General features: G+C 62.0%; 16 protein-coding genes and 1 pseudogene. 14 read left to right on the forward strand and 3 right to left on the reverse strand.

Translation table 11 applies throughout. The annotated features are described in order from the left end of the window. The first annotated feature begins 4 nt into the window (after nucleotides 1-4). The 5 genes from tpiA (at nucleotide 5) to EJ077_RS15050 (ending at nucleotide 5,212) form a co-directional block, all read left to right on the forward strand. Entirely contained in the window at nucleotides 5-775 is a 771-nt protein-coding gene (tpiA, locus tag EJ077_RS15030) for a triose-phosphate isomerase (RefSeq protein WP_208702795.1), read from the forward strand. A gap of 167 nt (nucleotides 776-942) precedes the next feature. After that, nucleotides 943-1,419 (forward strand): preprotein translocase subunit SecG, encoded by a 477-nt coding sequence (secG, locus tag EJ077_RS15035; protein WP_127280483.1) that lies wholly within the window; start codon nucleotides 943-945, stop codon nucleotides 1,417-1,419. A 208-nt stretch (nucleotides 1,420-1,627) separates the two neighbouring features. Then, nucleotides 1,628-2,758 (forward strand): L,D-transpeptidase, encoded by a 1,131-nt coding sequence (locus tag EJ077_RS15040; RefSeq protein ID WP_208702796.1) that lies wholly within the window; start codon nucleotides 1,628-1,630, stop codon nucleotides 2,756-2,758. A 268-nt stretch (nucleotides 2,759-3,026) separates the two neighbouring features. Next, nucleotides 3,027-4,664: a CTP synthase gene (locus EJ077_RS15045; protein ID WP_281040207.1), complete on the forward strand. Its 1,638-nt coding sequence runs from the start codon at nucleotides 3,027-3,029 to the stop codon at nucleotides 4,662-4,664. Nucleotides 4,665-4,672: 8 nt separating this feature from the next. Further along, nucleotides 4,673-5,212: a DUF1697 domain-containing protein gene (locus tag EJ077_RS15050; RefSeq protein WP_208702798.1), complete on the forward strand. Its 540-nt coding sequence runs from the start codon at nucleotides 4,673-4,675 to the stop codon at nucleotides 5,210-5,212. A gap of 163 nt (nucleotides 5,213-5,375) precedes the next feature. On the opposite strand, the gene EJ077_RS15055 is transcribed toward EJ077_RS15050, so the two are convergent. Further along, nucleotides 5,376-6,833 (reverse strand): NCS1 family nucleobase:cation symporter-1, encoded by a 1,458-nt coding sequence (locus EJ077_RS15055; protein ID WP_208702799.1) that lies wholly within the window; start codon nucleotides 6,831-6,833, stop codon nucleotides 5,376-5,378. 251 nt (nucleotides 6,834-7,084) lie between these two features. Beyond that, a complete protein-coding gene (locus tag EJ077_RS15060) occupies nucleotides 7,085-7,987 on the reverse strand; it encodes a LysR substrate-binding domain-containing protein (RefSeq protein WP_208702800.1) in 903 nt (300 codons plus the stop codon). Between the two features lie 385 nt (nucleotides 7,988-8,372). Between EJ077_RS15060 and EJ077_RS15065 the strand changes: the two are divergent. The 9 genes and pseudogenes from EJ077_RS15065 to EJ077_RS15105 all read left to right on the forward strand — a co-directional run bounded on the left by EJ077_RS15065 (nucleotide 8,373) and on the right by EJ077_RS15105 (nucleotide 18,372). Beyond that, nucleotides 8,373-9,760, forward strand: a pseudogene (locus EJ077_RS15065) (leucyl aminopeptidase). 39 nt (nucleotides 9,761-9,799) lie between these two features. Beyond that, nucleotides 9,800-10,705 (forward strand): proline iminopeptidase-family hydrolase, encoded by a 906-nt coding sequence (locus tag EJ077_RS15070; RefSeq protein WP_208703002.1) that lies wholly within the window; start codon nucleotides 9,800-9,802, stop codon nucleotides 10,703-10,705. Nucleotides 10,706-10,723: 18 nt separating this feature from the next. Next, nucleotides 10,724-12,385 (forward strand): ABC transporter substrate-binding protein, encoded by a 1,662-nt coding sequence (locus tag EJ077_RS15075; protein ID WP_208702801.1) that lies wholly within the window; start codon nucleotides 10,724-10,726, stop codon nucleotides 12,383-12,385. A 107-nt stretch (nucleotides 12,386-12,492) separates the two neighbouring features. Beyond that, a complete protein-coding gene (locus EJ077_RS15080) occupies nucleotides 12,493-13,509 on the forward strand; it encodes an ABC transporter permease (protein ID WP_208702802.1) in 1,017 nt (338 codons plus the stop codon). Then, nucleotides 13,509-14,480: an ABC transporter permease gene (locus EJ077_RS15085; RefSeq protein WP_208702803.1), complete on the forward strand. Its 972-nt coding sequence runs from the start codon at nucleotides 13,509-13,511 to the stop codon at nucleotides 14,478-14,480. Before EJ077_RS15080 ends, EJ077_RS15085 begins: the two co-directional genes overlap by 1 nt. After that, nucleotides 14,477-15,436, forward strand: a complete 960-nt coding sequence (locus tag EJ077_RS15090) for an ABC transporter ATP-binding protein (RefSeq protein ID WP_208702804.1) — start codon at nucleotides 14,477-14,479, stop codon at nucleotides 15,434-15,436. The genes EJ077_RS15085 and EJ077_RS15090 overlap by 4 nt, the downstream gene beginning before the upstream one ends. Nucleotides 15,437-15,444: 8 nt before the next feature. Continuing rightward, nucleotides 15,445-16,431: an ABC transporter ATP-binding protein gene (locus tag EJ077_RS15095; protein ID WP_208702805.1), complete on the forward strand. Its 987-nt coding sequence runs from the start codon at nucleotides 15,445-15,447 to the stop codon at nucleotides 16,429-16,431. A gap of 143 nt (nucleotides 16,432-16,574) precedes the next feature. Next, entirely contained in the window at nucleotides 16,575-16,877 is a 303-nt protein-coding gene (locus EJ077_RS15100) for a DUF982 domain-containing protein (protein ID WP_135918485.1), read from the forward strand. A 1,072-nt stretch (nucleotides 16,878-17,949) separates the two neighbouring features. After that, nucleotides 17,950-18,372, forward strand: a complete 423-nt coding sequence (locus EJ077_RS15105; RefSeq protein WP_208702806.1) for a hypothetical protein — start codon at nucleotides 17,950-17,952, stop codon at nucleotides 18,370-18,372. 166 nt (nucleotides 18,373-18,538) lie between these two features. Here EJ077_RS15105 and EJ077_RS32085 read toward each other — a convergent pair whose 3' ends face one another. Next, nucleotides 18,539-19,420 carry a hypothetical protein gene (locus EJ077_RS32085; RefSeq protein ID WP_208702807.1) on the reverse strand — a complete coding sequence of 294 codons (882 nt, stop codon included), beginning with the start codon at nucleotides 19,418-19,420 and terminating at the stop codon, nucleotides 18,539-18,541. Nucleotides 19,421-19,613: the final 193 nt, after the last annotated feature.

Below are 19,613 nucleotides of genomic sequence, written 5' to 3' on the forward strand. Positions count from 1 at the left end.
CACCATGACGCCAGGAATTCGCCCGCTTGTCGCCGGCAACTGGAAAATGAACGGCACCAGCGCCTCGCTCAACGAACTCAGGATGATCGGCAACGGTTTCATGAGCGGGCTCGACGCCGAGACCGAAGCACTGGTCTGTGTTCCCGCGACGTTGCTTTCCCATGCGGCGGAGATCCTGTCGCGCACGCCTGTCCATGCCGGCGGCGAGGACTGCCACCCCAAGGAAAGCGGCGCCTATACCGGCTGCATCTCGGCGGAGATGCTGAAGGACGCGGGCGCGAGCCATGTCATCGTCGGTCACTCCGAATGCCGCGAACAACGCGGCGAGGACGATGCGACGGTCCAAGCCAAGGCCACCGCGGCCTGGCGTGCCGGACTGGTGGCCATCGTTTGCATCGGCGAGACGCAGCAGCAGCGTGAAGCGGGCGCCACGCTGGATGTGCTGTCGCGCCAGGTCGAAGGCTCGGTGCCGCCGAGCGCCACGCCGTCCAATACCATTATCGCCTACGAGCCGGTGTGGGCGATCGGCACCGGCCTGACGCCAACGGCGGCCGATGTGGCCGAGGCGCATGCGCATATCCGCGAAAAGCTGTCGGAAAAGCTGGGGACCGCCGCTGCCAGGATGCGCATTCTCTATGGCGGCTCGGTCAAGCCGTCCAACGCGGTCGAACTGCTGGGCGTCAGGAACGTCGATGGCGCGCTGGTCGGCGGCGCCAGCCTGAAAGCGGCTGATTTCCTGGGTATCGCCGAAGCCTATCGCAGCATTGCAGGCTGAGATCCATGACGATGGGCGGGTCCCATCCCGTCCGAATTCGTTGCAAAGGGCGCGTTGCTTCCCATATTCCGGCCACGGGCTTGGAAATGCCGTGAAAGCATTGTATTGAGCCGCCTCCAATTCACCGGTCGTGTCCGCGGCCGGGCAAGGCCTTGCCAGGATAAACTATGCAAACCGTACTGATCGTCATCCATCTCATGGTCGTGCTCGCCCTTGTCGGCGTGGTGCTGCTGCAGCGTTCCGAAGGCGGCGGCCTGGGCATTGGTGGCGGATCGGGCTTCATGACGGCGCGCGGCGCGGCCAACGCATTGACCCGGGCGACGGCGATCCTGGCGGCAGCGTTCTTTGTGACGTCGCTGACCTTGTCGATCATTGCCCGCTACGGCGAGAAGCCGATCGACATTCTCGACCGGGTTCCCGTGACCTCGGACGGCGCCGGCAAGGGCGTGCTCAACCAACTGCCTGGCACCACCACCCCGGCTCCCGCCGGCACCACCACGCCGACGCCGCCATCCGGAAACGACGCCGCCGCAAAGCCTCCGGCAACGGCCCCGGCCACTGCCCCCGCCGCAGGCTCAACGCCGCCGGCCACCAATGGAACCACCAACACGGCGCCGGCGGCGCCCCAGGTTCCGAACCAGTAAACCTCGACGTTTCCAAACCGCGATCTGTGATCGTTTGAACACAGTCGCGGCAAATGCTGCGCGATCACGAAGATTCCACGGGCAGCAGTGCGGTCTCGCGCTTGAGGCATCCGCGCTTATTCGACTATAGATTGCACGCGGCATTTTCGGCGTCCTTGGGGGACGCTGGGCGACGCCGTGGGAAGCATTGAACGATCGGATCTTCGCCATGCAGCTTCGCAGCTTCATTTTCCTGGGACTTTGCGCCGCAATCGGCATGAGTTCCCCGGCCTTCGCCGCCATGCCGGCAAACATGGCCGCACAACAGCCGGTGTCGCTTGAAAAAACCGACGCCATCCCCGTCGCGGCCAAAAGCGATGCGACGCAGTTGAAGCTTCTCAAGAAGAAGAAAAACCCGACGCCGGACGATCTTGCCCAAATCAAGAAGATCGAGGCCAAGATCGTTGCCGACAAGGAGAACGCCAAGGCCAAGGCGCTCGAGGCCAGGAAGCTGGCGATGCGCGAAGCGGCGAAAGCCAAGGCCGATGCCGCACGGCAGGCCTTCCTGGCCCAGAAGGGCAAAAGCGCACCGTCGGCTGAAGTGGCCGAGGCCAAGCCAGCCAAGAAGACCACCAAGATCATCGAACCGATTGAACCCGTCACGCCGATCCAGTCAGCAGAGCCTATCCCCGCCGAAGCGATGAATGTCGCTTTGACCGGCAACAATGGCGAACTGCGCAGCGAGGTCGTCGGCGGCCAGAAGCAGTCGAGCGGCGGCCTGTTCGCCGGCCTGTTCGGTGGAACCTCATCGGGCTCATCGATCAGCTATCTGCCCGAGACCCGCGCGCTCGATTCGGCACTTGCCCAGAGGAACGCCAAGAAGCCGTTCAAGGTGAAGCCGGAATTCGTGCCTCAGGACGTGGAATTCACGGGCTATGATGCCGGCACGATCGTCATCGACACCAGCGCCCGCCGGCTCTATCTCGTCGAATCGTCCACAACCGCGCGTCGCTACGCCATCGCGGTCGGCCGCGAAGGGCTGCAGTTCAAGGGCACGGTCGCGGTCGGCGACAAGCAGGAATGGCCGCGCTGGATCCCGACCCTCGACATGCAGAAGCGCGAGCCAAAGCACTACGGCCAGTACAAGGACGGCATGGCCGGCGGCGGACAGAATCCGCTCGGTGCCCGCGCCATCTATCTCTATGACGGCAAGAAGGACACGCATCTGCGTATTCACGGCACCATCGCGCCGCAGTCTATCGGCACCAGCGCCTCCAATGGCTGCTTCCGTATGATGAACGAGCACGTCATGGACCTCTACAGCCGCGTCCGGGTCGGCACCAAAGTCGTCATCATCTGACGTTTCCATCATCATGCCGAAAGGGCCGGCTCAGCCGGCCCTTTTGTTTTGCTTGGAGCGGTTCACCGTTTGATAGAATCGCCGACCTGCTCTAAGTCTTTGTTTTTACGCCAATTCCGGACGAAAGGTCCCGATCAAAACCCGTTTTGGTCGGGATCCTGTCCGAAAAACCGGATTCCATTTTAGGGATCATGGTCCGAGCGCCTTCTTGGGAAAAGCCTTCGCGGCGGTTTTTTCTCTGGCGGAATCAATCCGGCCGCGTTAAGCGATGACTCCCATGGCGCGATATGTATTCATCACAGGCGGCGTGGTTTCCTCACTTGGAAAAGGCATTGCCGCAGCGGCCCTTGGGGCTCTCCTGCAGGCGCGAGGCTATCGCGCACGCATCAAAAAACTCGATCCCTACCTCAATGTCGACCCCGGCACGATGTCGCCGTACCAGCATGGCGAGGTGTTCGTCACCGATGACGGTGCCGAGACCGATCTCGATCTTGGTCATTACGAGCGCTTCACCGGCCGTTCCGCCAATCAGCAGGACAACATCACGACCGGGCGCATCTACAAGAACATCATCGAGCGCGAGCGGCGTGGCGACTATCTCGGCGCGACCGTGCAGGTCATCCCGCACGTTACCGACGAGATCAAGAACTTCGTCCTCGACGGCAATGACGACTATGATTTCGTGCTGTGCGAGATCGGCGGCACGGTCGGCGACATCGAGGCGATGCCGTTTCTCGAGGCAATCCGCCAGCTCGGCAACGATCTGCCGCGCAACAATGCCGTCTACGTGCATCTGACCTTGATGCCCTATATCCCGACAGCAGGTGAGCTGAAGACCAAGCCGACCCAGCATTCGGTCAAGGAATTGCGCGGCATTGGCATTGCGCCCGACATTCTTCTGGTGCGCGCCGACCGCGCCATTCCCAAGGAAGAGCGCCGCAAGCTGTCGCTGTTCTGCAATGTCAGGGAGAGCGCCGTCATCCAAGCGCTTGACGTGCCACACATCTACGACGTGCCGATGGCCTACCACAAGGAAGGTCTCGATTCGGAAGTGCTGGCGGCCTTCGGCATCGACCCGGCACCCAAGCCGCGCATGGAACCATGGCAGGCTGTGTCCAACCGCATCCACAATCCGGAGGGCGAGGTCACCATCGCCATCGTCGGCAAGTATACCGGCCTCAAGGATGCCTACAAATCGCTGATCGAGGCACTCTCGCATGGCGGGCTGGCCAACCACGTCAAGGTCAAGCTCGACTGGATCGAATCGGAAATCTTCGAAAAGGAGGACCCGGCGCCTTGGCTGGAGAAGGTGCACGGTATCCTGGTGCCCGGGGGCTTCGGCGAACGCGGCTCGGAGGGCAAGATCCTTGCGGCGAAATTCGCGCGTGAGCGCAAGGTGCCGTATTTCGGCATCTGCTTCGGCATGCAGATGGCCTGCATCGAGGCGGCGCGATCCCTGGCCGGCGTCGAACATGCCTCGTCGACCGAGTTCGGCCCGAGCAAGGAACCGGTCGTCGGCTTGATGACCGAATGGCTGAAGGGCAACATGCTGGAAAAGCGCCGGGCGACCGGCGATCTCGGCGGCACCATGCGGCTCGGCGCCTATCAGGCCGAGCTGGCCAAGGGCTCGAAGATCGCCGATATCTATGGCGACACCCAGATTTCCGAACGTCACCGGCACCGCTACGAGGTCAATATCGATTACAAGCAGCGCCTGGAGGATTGCGGGCTGGTCTTTGCCGGCATGTCGCCTGACGGCGTGCTGCCGGAGACGGTCGAGTATCCTGACCATCCCTGGTTCATCGGCGTACAGTATCACCCCGAGCTGAAGAGCCGGCCGCTCGATCCGCATCCGCTGTTCGCCAGCTTCATCGAGGCGGCGGTGGAGCAGAGCCGGCTGGTCTGACTGATTCCATGCGGACTTATGTCGCGCTCCTCTACAGCATCATCCTGGGAGAGGGGCGGCGGGTCGTCATGTCCGACCTCAAGGCGATGGCGGAAGGCATCGGCCTGAAAAATGTCCGCACCTTGGTGGCGACCGGCAACCTGGTGTTCGAGAGTGAAAAGATTTCGATCGCCACGCTTGAGACACGCCTGGAGGTCGCCTTCGAAAAGGCCTTTGGCCGCCACGTCGACATCATTGTCCGCAGCGCCAGCGATTGGCTGACACTCGCAGCCAGCAATCCATTCCCGGCTGAATCGGTGGAAGCCGGCGACCAGGTCGCGGTGCGCGTAATGCGCAAACCTGTAGCCGAAGATGCCATATCGGGTCTTCAGACCCGTGCCGCCGGGGACGAAAAGGTGCTTCTGGTCGGTGGCGACATATGGCTTGTGTTTTCGCGCGAGAGGCCAAGTTCGCGCCTGCTCGCGGCCACCAATCACAAGCGCCTCGGCGTTGGCACCTCGCGTAACTGGAATACGGTGCGCAAGCTGGCTGAAATGGTCGGCGGATAGCTCTCCTTCCCCCTTTGTGGGGGAAGGTGGATCGGCGCGATAGCGCCGAGACAGATGAGGGGTGTTCCAGCGGAGTGAGACGTCGGCGTTCCCTGGGACACCCCTCATCCGACCTCGCTTCGCGAGGCCACCTTCTCCCACAAGGGAGAAGGGTAGTCGGCGCTCAAGCCTTCGCCGTCTTGGCACCGGCGCCCACGGCCGCGGTGCGGAGCACGTAGTAGATGACGCCGGCGATCGCCACGCCGAAGAACCAGCCATAGACGCCCCACCAGGACGGCAGCCAGTTGGTGAAGTTCGGCAGGATCGAGGAGAATACGGCGCCGATGCCGGCGGCGATGAAGGCATTGACGTGCCAGCCGCCCTGGAAGCGGAATTCGCCGTCCTCGCGGTAGAGCGCCTCGACGTCGACCTCGCCCTTCCGGATCAGATAGTAATCGACCATCATGACGCCGAAGATCGGCCCCATCGTCGCGCCGATGATGTTGACGAAAGAGGCGGCGCTGCCTTCCCACGGCGCGAAGGGATAGAGCACGAGCGCGATCAGCGCGGCGATGTAGCCACCCTTCTTGAAGTCGATCTGACGCGGGAAGACGTTGGAGAAGTCGAACGCGGGTGAGACGAAGTTGGCCACCACGTTGATACCCAAGGTCGCCACCGCGAAGGTCAAGGCCGCAAGCGCAGCCAGGAACCAGCTGTCGAACTTGGCCGAGATCTGGTCGGGATGCAGCAGCACTTCATGGTAGACGTCGTAGGCGGCGATGGTGGTGACGCCGGCGACCAGCGAGAACAGGATGAGGTTGACCGGCAGGCCCCAGATATTGCCCTTGCGCAGCGCCGCCTGATCGGGCGCATAACGGGCGAAATCGCAGAAATTGAGATAGAGCGCCGAAAAATACGTCACCCAGATCGCGGCCACCGCGAACAGCGACGTCCACGAGCCCGGCGTTCCAGGCACGCCGGCATCCTTGGTCTTCTCCAGAAGCACGTCCATCGGGATGTCGCTGGTGAAGGCGAAGGTTCCAGATTTGACGCAGAGATAAATGGCCAGGAGCAGCATCATTACCCAGACGGCGGGTCCTGCCCAATCCTGGAAGCGGCGCACCGTCTCCATGCCTTTCTGGATGATCAGCAGTTGCAGCGCCCAGATGACGACGAAGCAGATCACCTCCAGCCCGGAATGGCCGAGGAAATGCGTGCTGGCGTTGAAATCGGCGAACCATTGCGAGCGGATGAGCAATGCGACGATGGCGCCGGAGGCGGCGGCAGTCTGCGCGCCGTACCAAAAGCAGGCGACGATGGCGCGCACCAGTGCCGGAATGTTGGCGCCCCAGATGCCGAAGGAGGCTCGGGCCAGCACGGGGTAGGGCACACCGGTTTTCACACCGGCATAGCCGACCATGTTCATCAATGCGTAGATGATCAGCGAGCCGATGCCGATGGCGATGATGAAATTGACGAAGCCGCCGCAGAACAGAAACAGGCTGGCGGCGAGATAGTAGCCCCACAGGCTATGGACGTCCGACGTCCAGACATTGAAGATCGAGAACGGTCCCCAGTTTCGAACCTTGGCGGGAGCGAGGTCTTCATTATACAGGTCAGGCGATGCGCCTTGTATCGTCATTGCAATATCCCCTTCTTGCAGCACGCGCCCTCACGCGTTGACCGCAGAGGTTACGCCTGACGCAGGGGAACCGACAAGCAACCGATTTGCCGGCTTTGGCCTTAAAGATATTCAATGCGAACCGCGATTATCGGCAGACGGTGATGGTGAGCCGCTTTTGAAAAGCGCCCATCTTTCGATTCGAATTTTCGATCCACGGCGTCAGGTTGGATGAACCCGCCTTCCCAACTTCTGTCGGCAAGAGCGGCAGCCTAGGCGATGGCCATCACCCGCTTGTGGTCCTCGACTTCGGAAAGCAGCCAATCCTGAAACAGGCCGGTACCCGGCTTGTTGCCGATACTGCGGCGCTGATGCAGGTAGATGCCGGCCGGATAGGTATGGCGGGCGCTGAACGGGGCGACCAGCTTGCCTTGCTGCAGCAGATCCTGGGCCATCATCGTGTCGGCAAGCGCTATTCCAGCGCCATTGATGGCCTCGCGCATGATCAGCGTGCAATCATCCAGCGTCGTGCTGGATTTCGGCGTCGTGTCCAAAACGCCTTCCTGCTCCAGCCAGCGCTTCCATCGCATGGTCTCGCATTCGTGGATCAGGTGGTGGTTGACCAGATCGGCGGGCGACAGTAGCGGCATCGGCCCTTCAAGCAACGAGGGTGCACAGACCGGCGTCAGAACCAGCGGGATCAGCAGCGTCAGCGCCGGGCCGGCCTTGTAGACGAACTCGTCGACAATGGCCAAATCGAAATTGGCCCGCTTGCCCGATGTCGAGATCTCCAGATCCACGGTCGGATGCTGCCGGCGAAAACTCGGCAATCGGTCCGCCAGCCAAAGGTTCAGGACAGCGGGCACGCACAGGACCCGGACACGCTGGGTCCTGCCGTGGCTCGGGCCGTCGGCGAGACTGACATCGTCGGTGGCGCGCCAGATGGCCTCGAACGCCTCGGAGAGGCTGCGCGCATAGTATGAACCCCGGATGGTCGGGGTTATCTGGCGAAAGCCGCGCTCGAACAGGTCCTGGCCGAGATTGCGTTCGAGTGCACGGATGTGGCGGCTGATCGCCGAGGGCGTCAAATGCAGCTCCTCAGCCGCATCCTTGATGCTGCCGAGGCGTGCGGCGGCCTCGAAAGCGCGCATGCCGTTAAGTGAGGGTAGGGCCATCGGCCGATCATGAATTGTCAGTTGAGTTTTTGTCAATCGACATGGACAAAATTGGCGTTTGATCGCCTGGCCCGTTCAGAGATACCCAAGAGGTAAGAGCAACTAAGTCGTCTCAAGAAAACGGCTATTCGGGAACTTCGGCACCATTCCACCAACGGCGGCGACCGGTTTGACCGGCTTACACCGGTGGCGGCGAAGCATTGCGCAACCGTCAAGCAGCGCTTCGGCCAAAGCCCCGCAATGAGGAGAACGCCCGCCTATGCCTCAATCGCCAGTGCCGGTCTTTGAAACGGCGGACGAAATTTCCGCGGAAACCTCCGTCGTCGTGATCTTGCAGACTGCCCAGACAGGCTTTGGCCCGCGGGCAATGGCACTAGACACCGAAATGAGCGGGATCCTCTCCCGAGCCTGTTCCGATGTGGCCCTGCTGGCTGAATCCGGCGCCTGCATCGATGTCATCGCCCCTCAGGCGGTATCGGCCCGGCGCGTGATCGTCCTGGCGCTTGGCAAGGCCGAGGCCGTCACCGCGCTCTCCTTGACGCGTGCCGGCGGCCTGTTGGCCGCGCATCTGGAAAGCAAAGGGGAATGCGCGGCTACCCTGATCCTGGATGCCATCGCGGGCGTCGATCTGCCCGGCGCCGAAATAATGGCGCGGGTGGCGCTCGGCATGCGGCTGCGGCGCTATCGTTTCGACATGCGCAACCGGCGCGCGGGAGCGGGGGCCGATCGGACCCTGCGGGTGCAACTGGTCGGAGCCGGCGGTCCGGCGCTGAATTCGGCGCTGGCACGGATCGATGCGATCGCGGATGGCGTCGAATATGCGCGCACGCTGGTCAACCTGCCGCCGAACCATCTCCATCCCGACAATTTCCACGATCATCTGGAGCCATTGCGCGAAGCCGGCATCGACGTCGAGATACTCGATACGGCAAGGCTCGGGGAACTCGGCATGAACGCGATCCTGGCTGTGGGATCAGGCTCGGTGCGACCCCCGCGCGTCGCGGTCCTGCGCTATCGCGGCAAGGGTGCCCCGCACAGCCGCTGGCCTTCGTCGGCAAGGGTGTCTGTTTTGACTCCGGCGGCCTCTGCATCAAGCGCGGCGAGCAGATGTTCGATATGAAGGCCGATATGGGCGGCGCGGCTGCGGTGGTCGGCCTGCTGATCGCGCTCGCCCGGCAAGGCAGCCCGGTGCACGCGGTCGGCGTGCTCGGCATTGCCGAGAATATGCCGTCGGGCACCGCGCTGAAGCCACGCGACATCATCACGACAGCGTCCGGCCAGACCGTTGAAGTGTTCGACACGGATGCGGAAGGACGCCTGATCCTGGCCGACTGCCTGTACTATACCGCCTCGCGCTTCAATCCGTCGGTGATCGTTGACCTCGCCACTTTGACCTATTCGGTAATGCGCGGTCTGGGATCGGTATTCGCCGGCCTCTTCAGCACAGACGACGCCATCGCCTCGCGGATGATCGCGGCCGGGGAAGCGGTCGGCGAGCGGTTTTGGCAGTTGCCACTCGACCGGGCTTACGACGAGGGACTGCAATCGCCGTTCGCGGACCTGCGGCATCACGCCAAGGACATGGAAGACGGTGACGCGCCCTACGCCGCGGCATTCCTGCGTCATTTCACCGAGGATCGGCCCTGGGTGCATCTCGACATTGCCGGCAAGGAACTGGCCGATGCGGATCGGCCCCTTGGTCGGCAAGGCGCCACGGCCTTCGGCGTGCAGATGCTGGAAGAGTGGGTTCAGGCCAGCCGGGCGGCGAACTAGGTGACGAACAGCATGTCTTCAACCACGCAACGAGCCGCGATGTCACTGGAGATCGTCACCAGGCAAGGTCGGGCCGGCTTCGGCGACTACGAAACCTGGTATCGGGTCAGTGGCGAGCTGGATACCGGGAAGGCTCCGGTCGTTATTCTCCATGGCGGGCCAGGTGCCGCCCACAATTACGTCGATGCCTACAAGTTGCTTGCCCGAACTGGCCGTGCCGTCATCCACTACGACCAATTGGGCTGCGGCAATTCCACCTTGCTGCCTGACAGAGGCGCCGATTTTTGGACGCCCAGGCTGTTCATTGATGAACTTGAAAACCTCGTCGACCATCTCGGCATCCGCGGCGGCTTCCACGTGCTCGGACAGAGCTGGGGCGGCATGTTGGGCGCTGAGTATGGGGTGACGCGGCCGAGGGGCCTGAAGTCGCTGACCATCGCCAACTCGCCGGCTTCCATGAAGCTTTGGGTCGAGGAGGCCAGCCGGTTACGCGCGGACCTGCCCAGCGATGTACAGGAGACGCTGACCCGGCACGAGCAGGCCGGCACGACGGATCATCCGGACTACCAGGCAGCGACGATCGTGTTTTACGAGCGGCATGTCTGCCGGGTCGTTCCCTTCCCGCCCGAGGTGGCGGAGACCTTCGCTCAGGTCGTACGCAATCCGACCGTGTACAACGTCATGAACGGTCCGAACGAATTCCACGTCATCGGAACGCTGAAGAGCTGGAGCATCATCGACCGGTTGCCCGCCATCGATGTTCCCACGCTGATCATCTCCGGCCGTTACGACGAAGCCACGCCCGCGACCGTGCAGCCCTTCAAGGACGGCATCAAGGGATCGCGCTGGCAGGTCTTCGAGCATTCCAGCCATATGCCGCATGTCGAAGAGCAGGATCTATGCATGCGGGTGGTGGGAGACTTCCTGGACGACAACGACAACTGAGAAAAGGGGAACTACGACATGAAGAAACTGCTTCTGGCGGCATCGGCCGCGGCATTGCTGGCCGGCATGTGGGTGGCTCCGGCGCAGGCCGAGTACCTCAAGGAACATCGAGGCGGCACTATTCGCCTGCTGGCGCGCTCGGCGGCCGGAACGCTCGATCCGCATATCAATTACACCGACCAGGGCTGGCAAATGTATCAGCCGATCTATGACGGGCTGGTCGCTTTCCGCAAGGCCGAGGGCATGGACGGCTTCACCATCGTCCCCGATCTCGCCGAGGCGCTGCCGCAGGTCAGCAATGACGGCAAGACGTTTACCTTCAAACTGCGCAAGGGCATCAAGTTCTCCGACGGCAAGGATCTCGGCGTCAAGGACGTCGTTGCTTCCTTCCAGCGCATCTTCAAGGTCTCCGGACCGACATCCGGAACCTTCTATGCCGGCATCGTCGGCGCCGACAAATGCCTTGCCGACACCAAGAGCTGCACGCTGGAAGGCGGCGTTGTCGGCGACGAAGCGGCCGGCACGATCACCGTCAACCTGACCAAGCCGGACGCCGAGATTCTCTACAAGCTTGCCTTGCCGCACGCCGTGGTCCTGCCGGCGGACACGCCCGCGGAAGACATGGGCTCCAAGCCCATCCCCAGCACCGGCGCCTACATGATCTCCGCCTTCGATCCCAACAAAGGCATGACGGTGACCCGCAACCCCAACTTCAAGCGGTGGAGCGAGGAAGCCCAGCCCGACGGCTACCCTGACGTCGTCCAGTATGATTTCGGGCTCTCCGAGGAAGCCGCCGTCACCGCGATCCAGAATGGGGAAGCCGACTGGATGTTCGACGCGCTGCCCAGCGATCGCCTTGGCGAACTCGGCACAAAGGCCATGGACCAGTTGCACATCTCGCCGCTTTCGGCGTGGTGGTATGCGCCGCTCAACAATCGTCTGGCGCCGTTCGACAATGAAAAGGCGCGCCAGGCCGTCGCCTATGCGATCGACCGCAACACGCTGGTCAAGCTGTTCGGCGGCAAGGTGCTCGCCTCGCCGGTATGCCAGGTTCTGCCTCCGGATTTCCCCGGCCACGAGGACTACTGCCCCTTCACCAAGAACCCCGGCGCCAAATGGTCGGCGCCTGACCTCGACAAGGCAAAACAACTCGTCCAGGAATCGGGCACCAAGGGCCAGAAGGTGACCATTATCGTCGAGGACACGGCCATTTCCCGGTCCATCGGCGTCTATCTGCAGAGCGTGCTGACCACCATCGGCTATATCGCCGACGTCAAGCCGATCTCGTCCAACATCCAGTTCACCTACATCCAGAACACCAACAACAAAGTGCAGATGTCCGTTACCCAGTGGTACAAGGACTATCCCGCGGCTTCGGACTTCCTGAACATCCTGTTCAGCTGTGCCTCGTTCCGCGAGGGTTCGGACGCTTCGATCAACATCGCCGGCTTCTGTGACAAGGATATCGACGCCAAGATGCAGAAGGCATTGGACCTAGGCGTGACCGACCAGAAAGCCGCCGACAAATTGTGGGCTGAAATCGACAGGCAAGTCACGGACAAGGCACCGGCCGTCGGCCTCTTCACGCCCAAGCGGCTTGACTTCGTCAGCAAACGCGTTGGCAATTTCAAGTTCAACCGGCAGTTCAACTGGATGATCACCCAATCCTGGGTACAGTAATGGCCTGGGTACAGTAATGGCCTGGGTACAGTAATGGCCTGGGTACAGTAATGGCCTGGGTACAGTAATGGCCTGGGTACAGTAACGAACCGCGGAGGGGCACGTCCGTGTCGAACGAAGCTGTCGCCATGCCGCACAAGACGCGAGGGCCTTGGGCCGTCGCGTTTGCGAAGCTGGCAACGGACAGGGCCGCCATGGCGTCCCTGGCCGTGTTCCTCCTCATCGTCTTCGCCTGCCTCGGCGCGCCTCTCTACGCGAAATGGGCAGGAACCGACCCGTTCGCCTCGACGCTCGACGCCGTCATCCAAATCGACGGCGCCGACGTTCCGGTGATGGAACAATCGACAGAGGGGCTCGGGCTCGGCTACACGCCGCTCGGGCCGACCTGGCGGCTCGGCAATTATTTCCTTGGCGCCGACAGCCAGGGGCGCGATGTCATGGCCCGGATGCTCTATGGCGGGCTGAGCTCGCTGCTGATCTCCGGGGCGGCCACCATCTTCACTCTGATTCTGGGCACGGCGGCGGGATTGATCGCGGGGTATTTCGGCGGCGTCACCGACACGGTGCTGTCGCGCTTGCTGGATGTGCTTTGGGCGTTTCCGATCTATCTCCTGGCGATTTCGCTTTCCATCGTCACCATCGCGCAAGGCATCTCGATCGGGCCGATCGAGATCGAGTCGGGCAGTCTGTGGCTGCCGGTCATCATCATCGGTATCGTCTACATACCCTATGTGGCGCGCCCGATACGCGGGCAGGTCCTGTCGCTGCGCAACAGCGAGTTCGTGCTCGCCGCGATCAATCTGGGGGTGCCGGGGCCGCGGATTCTGTGGCGCGACATCCTGCCCAACATCACCACCACGCTGATCGTCTTCGTGCCGCTGATGATGGCATTGAACATGCTGACGGAATCGGCGCTTTCCTTCCTTTCGATCGGCGTGCAGCCGCCCGCCGCGAGCTGGGGCACCATCATCCAGGACGGCCAGGCGCTGCTCTACACCAGGCCATTGGTGGCGCTGGTGCCGGGCCTGGCGATCGCGGTTTCCGTCATGGCGCTCAATGTCTTCGGCGACGGTCTGCGCGATGCGCTCGACCCGCGCTCCAAGGTTCGGCTGGGGCGCGACTGATGATCTACGCCATCCTGCGCCGTTTCGGTCAGATGCTGTTCGTGATGTTCGGCATCTCGGTCATCGTCTTTCTGATCTTCTTCGCGACCCCGGGGGCCGACCCGGCGGCGCGCATCGCCGGCCGCAATGCCTCGCCCGAGGTGCTGGAGGCGGTGCGCCACAGCTTCGGCTTCGACCGGCCGCTCTACGTGCAATATGTGAAAATGATGGAGAAGATCTTCGTCACTGGCGATCTGACCTCCTTCGTCAATCGTGGCTGGAAGGTGGTGCCGGCGGTCATGGATTCGATCCCCGTCACGCTCTCGCTGGTGTTCGGAGCGGCGATTCTGTGGGTGGTTGTCTCCATCGCCATCGGCATCGTCGCTGCCGCCACCCGCGACAGCTGGCTGGACAAGCTGCTGATGGCGTTGGGTCTGCTCGGCATTTCCATGCCGGTCTACTGGCTGGGGGAGGTGATGAACCTGATCACCCAGAGCCGCTACCACGACAGCTGGGCGTTCTCCTGGGTGCCGCCGCTCGGCTACAAGAATTTTTCCGACGATCCGAAAGGCTGGTTCCTGACGCTCGTCATACCTTGGATCACGCTGGCCATCCTCTACATCGGCATCTACGGGCGGGTGTTGCGCGCGGCAATCATCGAATCCATGCAGGAAGACTATATCCGCACCGCCCGGGCCAAGGGCCTGTCGGAGACGCGTATCCTGCTGCGCCACGCCTTGCGCACGTCGCTCATCGCCTTCGTCACCCTGTTCGGCCTCGACTTCGGCGCGCTGGTGGGCGGCTCGGCCCTGCTGACCGAGGTGGTATTCGGGCTGCACGGCATCGGCAAGCTCACCTATGACGCGCTGCAGAACCTGGATCTGCCGATGATCATGGCGACGGTGATGTACGCTTCCATGTTCGTGGTGGTCGCCAACGCGGTTGTCGATTTCGTCTACATCCTTCTCGATCCGCGCCTGAGGACATCATGATACTGTCGGTGCGCGACCTCAGAGTGTCCTTCCGGACCGGCGACGGCCTGGTGAGGGCCATCGATGGCGTTTCCTTCGATCTGGCGGAAAGCGAAATTCTCGGTGTCGTCGGCGAGTCCGGCTCCGGCAAGACAGTGTCGCTGCTGGCGGTGATGGGGCTGATCACCGATCCCAACGCGATCATCGAAGGCTCGATCCGCTACAAGGGCCGCGAGCTGGTCGGACTGCCTGCGCGCGAACTCAGGCGCCTGCGGGGCAACGAGATCGCGATGATCTTCCAGGATCCGATGACGGCGCTGACGCCGGTCTACACGATCGGCTGGCAGATCGCCGAGCAGATCCGCGCGCATCGCGGTATCAGCAAATCCAGGGCCATGGAGCGGGTGGAGGAACTGCTGGCGGAGGTGAATTTTCCCAACCCCCGCGAAGCGATGTCGCGCTACCCGCACCAGCTCTCCGGCGGCATGCGGCAGCGGGCGGTGATCGCGATGGCGCTGTCCTGCAACCCGGCACTGCTGGTGGCGGACGAGCCGACCACCGCGCTCGACGTCACCGTGCAGGCCGGAATTCTCGATCTCGTGCGCAAGCTGCGCTCGACGCACAAATCCGCCGTCGTCTTCATCACGCATGACATGGGCGTGGTCTCCGAACTCGCCGATCGGGTCATGGTCATGTATGCGGGCCGCATCGTCGAACGCGGCAGCCGCACGGAGCTGTTTTCCGACCCGCGACACCCCTATACGCGTGCATTGCTTGGTTCGATCCCGCCGCTGACCGGTGCGAAACCCCGCCGCCTGCCGGCTATTCCCGGGTCACCACCATCGCTGCTGCGATTGCCGCAAGGCTGCGCCTTCGGGCCGCGTTGCCCGGTCCGGTACGAGACTTGTCTAACCGACAAGCCCGATCTTGGCGCCGCCACGCACGCGGCGGCCTGCTTTCGGGTGGCGCAGGCATGAGCGGACCGATGATCGACAAAGACCGCCCAATCCTCGAAACACGCTCGCTCGGCAAGCGCTTCTCGATCGGCACGCGTTTTTCAGCCGAAGGCAGGCGAACCGTCCACGCGGTCGACAATGTCTCGCTGACGGTGCGGCGCGGCGAAACCGTCGGATTGGTCGGGGAGTCCGGATGCGGCAAGTCCACGCTGGCGCGCTGCCTGGTCAGGCTCTACGACATTTCGGACGGTCAGCTTCTGTTCGAAGGCGACGACATCACGTCGAAGTCGCTGTCTGAACTGAGGCCGCTGCGGCGGCGCCTGCAAATGGTGTTCCAGGACCCGTCGGCTTCGCTCAATCCGCGCCGGCGCGTCGGCGACCTCGTGGCCGAACCGCTGCGTATCCACGGCAAGCTTTCATCGCGCGAGATCACCAACCGCGTCGCGGAACTGTTCGACCTCGTTGGATTGTTGCCGGACCATGTCATGCGCTTCCCCCATGAATTCTCGGGCGGGCAGCGCCAGCGTGTCGGCATCGCGCGCGCCATCGCCCTCAATCCCGACCTCGTCGTTCTCGACGAACCGGTCTCGGCGCTCGATGTGTCCGTACAGGCGCAGATCGTCAACCTGCTTGCCGACCTGCAGGAGAAGCTCGACCTGACCTATGTCTTCATCGCCCACGATCTGTCCGTAGTGCGCCAGGTCTCGACTCGCATCGCGGTCATGTATCTCGGCTCGATCGTGGAGGAGGGACCAGCGGAAGAGGTGTTTTCAGCCCCCGCCCATCCTTACAGCCAGGCGCTGATCTCGGCGGTTCCCGTCGTGGAGACGACGCCCGGCGGGACGCGCAGGCGCATTATCCTCACGGGCGATGTACCCAGCCCGCTCAACCCGCCATCCGGCTGCCGGTTCCATCCCCGATGCCCAATAGCGGTCGAGCGGTGCCGTACAGAGCGGCCCGAGTTGAACGAGTATAGGCCCGGCCGCAAGGTGGCGTGCCACTTTCCAACGGTATAAGCAAACATCCCGCCTTGTACCGCGGAGGGCCGCATCCGGTTGGAAAATTCTTCAAAAATTCAGTTTTCCGCGTGGAACCAACCGACGGGCGGCGCGTTTCATTTGGTTCGACCGAGCGCATCTCGATCGACCGGGAGGAAACAATGGACTACCTGCATTTCTTTTCGCCCGTGCGGATATCGCGCGGGCAGGGGCATCCTGTAGAGGAAGTGGATAGTGTCGCCGAGGCGATGGTTTTCTTGCGTAAATGGCCGACGGGACGACGTGGGCCAGTGTATCAGTGCGCGTTGAATTGCTGCTCGGCCGCCCTGTCGGGACAGATGTCGCCAGAGGAAGCAAGGAAGGCGTTCATCGGCTTTGCCCGGATCACGCGGCTTCTCGACGATGACATGGCATTGCCGATGGGCAGCGACAGCATGGCGAGCATACACGCGCTACGGCGCTAGGTGCTGGATTGTCTTGAACTCGACGCTGCGTCCGCGACGGCCGCGGCGGGTTTTTTGTGCGCCCTTGCCCTACTGTGATGCGCGATGGATTCGTCCGCGCCGGGCCCAGGTCCCGCGCTGAACTTGCAAGTTCCACCATTTGCGTCATCTCTCCCTGAAAGCCTCTGAGCCTACCTTGGCGAGTGGTGAGAGCAGATAGTCGATCACACGGCGGCTGTCGGTTTTGATTTCCACGCTCACCGTCATCCCCGACGTCAGAGGGATCATCTCTCCGCTTACGTTCATCACCTGCTCATCGAGCGCGATAGCGGATGCTTATGAACACTATGGGACACTAGATTCGGTTCTGGGATAGGGTGCGAGGCATCGACATCTGGCACCCGCGCCTTGACAGCCCCAGGACAAGCGCTCAAGTCCTGAACGGCAGCCTTATGCCTGTTGGTCAGCCGTAGGGGCGAGCTTATCCGTTGGCTGGAAGCAGACATTTCATCCGATGCTCGACTCCAGCCGTCCCTTATAACCAGGGCAGCGGCTATCGCGCCGCCTCGGCGACTTCCTTCGAGGAGATCGTGCGCAAGTCCGAAATTATTGTGATCTGTCTTGGGCGCGTCTGAAATTACCCCGCCTTTGGTCGAAAAGTCGTTACCGGTAGCCAAACGTGGCCGGCGATACCCGAGAATGACTGTCAGCCTGTTGTCAGGTTGGATTCGCTATTCCGTACCGGTGACGGCCGCAAGCCGTTGTGGCCTGAGGGTCGAAATACCCATCGCATTGCAACTTCCCCCATCACCTGAAAGGAGGCCTCATGCATCGCGTTCTCATTGTAGCCGCCTTCGCGGGCACGTTCGCCGGACGTGTTCTGGCTGCCGCAGTTGGTAGCTTTGTTGGACAAGCCAGCAACAGCGACTGCGAGGGACTGCGGTGCCCGCCGGGCCCGAGCACGCTCACGATAGGGCTCTCACCTTTAGCGGTCGCTAAAGTTTCTTCGGTGTATTTAAGCGCATGGTAATATACGCGGACCGATAAAATCGAATCGCTCACATCGGGGTGGCAAGCTGTATTGGAGGAATCGATGAAAAAATTTCCCTTGTTGTTGGCGTCCTCGGTAGGTGTGCTGGGCGTTCTCATGACGGCGAGTGCATTTGCAAGCCAGGTCTCCGATCATGGTGGTACTGCGACCGCCACCGCATCAAATGGCGACAGCCAGGATGCCAGCACCGGCGTGCAGGATGATGATAATGCGGTCGAAAATGAAGCCAGCAACGGCGACCAGAGTGACGACAGCGTCACCGCCGGCCAGCAGCAGGGTGACGACGATCAGGCTGAGAACTCCGGTGATGACAGCAGCGACCATCAGAGCGGCGAGCATACAGCGGGCGACAGCGGCGGGGGTGGCGAGGGCGGTAAAGGTGGTGGCGGTGGTGGCGGTGGTGGCGGCGGCGGCGGTGGAGACGGCGGTGGAGACGGCGGCGGCGGTGGCGGAGGTGACGACTGATACCGCGACAGTCAGGCTGGCGGCATCGACGAAGTTTCTAAGTTGACTATAGACACCCCGTACTCAAGCCCGCTGGCTCCGCCGGCGGGTTTCGTACCTTGGGACGATGCATGCCATTCGGGCAGCATGTGCCGATTGCAGGCGATACCGGGCGATGGCTGCAGCTCTAGTTGGTCTGCAGCAGCAAACCGAGGATCTCGACTTGAGGCAGCGACCGACCCTTGGCATAAAAGCGGAGTGAGAAAGAAACAACAGCGTACATGACGGCCATTCGCCGCTGAGGCAATTTCGGCCAATGTTGTCCCGATGCAGATGCGGTCAGGACGGAAAACAAATATGTCGACAGGGCATGAGTTTGGCTGGGGTTCCTGGAAGCTTTTCGAACTTCTGGGTTGGCGAGCCTGTCAAGTTCATCCTGCGTCGGCCGCCTGTCGCGTTCGTTGCCCTTCCCAACGAGGCCAAGCCTCTTCAGGGCGATACGCGCCAGATCAATCGGTTCGACCCTGACTGGTAGACCGTGAACCGCAGCGGCATGAGCCAGAATGAGTTTTACAAAGCCAACGTCGATGCCGAGGGTCATCGGACAGCCACCTTGGGTGGCTCTATCACGACCAAATCGAATGAGCCGTTCGCGATCGAGAGACGCGATGCTGCACTTCCCCAAATGCCTCTGCAGCATATCCAGGGCTGCGGCCTTGGAGCGGCGAGGGGACTTGCCTACATCGCACATGTCGTCGATATGAAGGTCTATGAGGTCGCCGAACGTCTTTAGGCGCGCTATGCGGGACTTGGTCGGCGTCTCACCGCGATCGACCTGGCGCTCGGTTTCGGTTTGCCCAGCGCCGTGCGTCGTCTCGGCGCAGACGGACCCGGACACGCCAGGAGCCGGACGAGAGTTTTGTGTAGGTGGCCATTTTTCGTGTGCGCTCCGTGTGCCCTGACAGATCGAAACGTGGCGAAAAGGGTCGTATTTTGGCGTAAAGTGGCGCAGCCGCGATTGCGACCAACGAATTGATATTAAGAAAAAATGCTGAAGAATCAAGAGCATAGACTCGCCATTGCGCCGATGATGGATGGGGCGGACAAATAAGTAAAATCAGATAGTTATGGGAGATCGTGTGCAAAAACTGCACACGAAAGCTCTGCTTCTATTCTATTTCTGATCCTGCGATAGACCCGCCGATCAGCGGGGTCAGAAACTTGAATCTGTTCGAACTCCCCGGGATCGATGAAGCTGTAAA

The sequence above is a fragment of the Mesorhizobium sp. M8A.F.Ca.ET.057.01.1.1 genome (assembly GCF_003952565.1).
Lineage (GTDB): Bacteria > Pseudomonadota > Alphaproteobacteria > Rhizobiales > Rhizobiaceae > Mesorhizobium.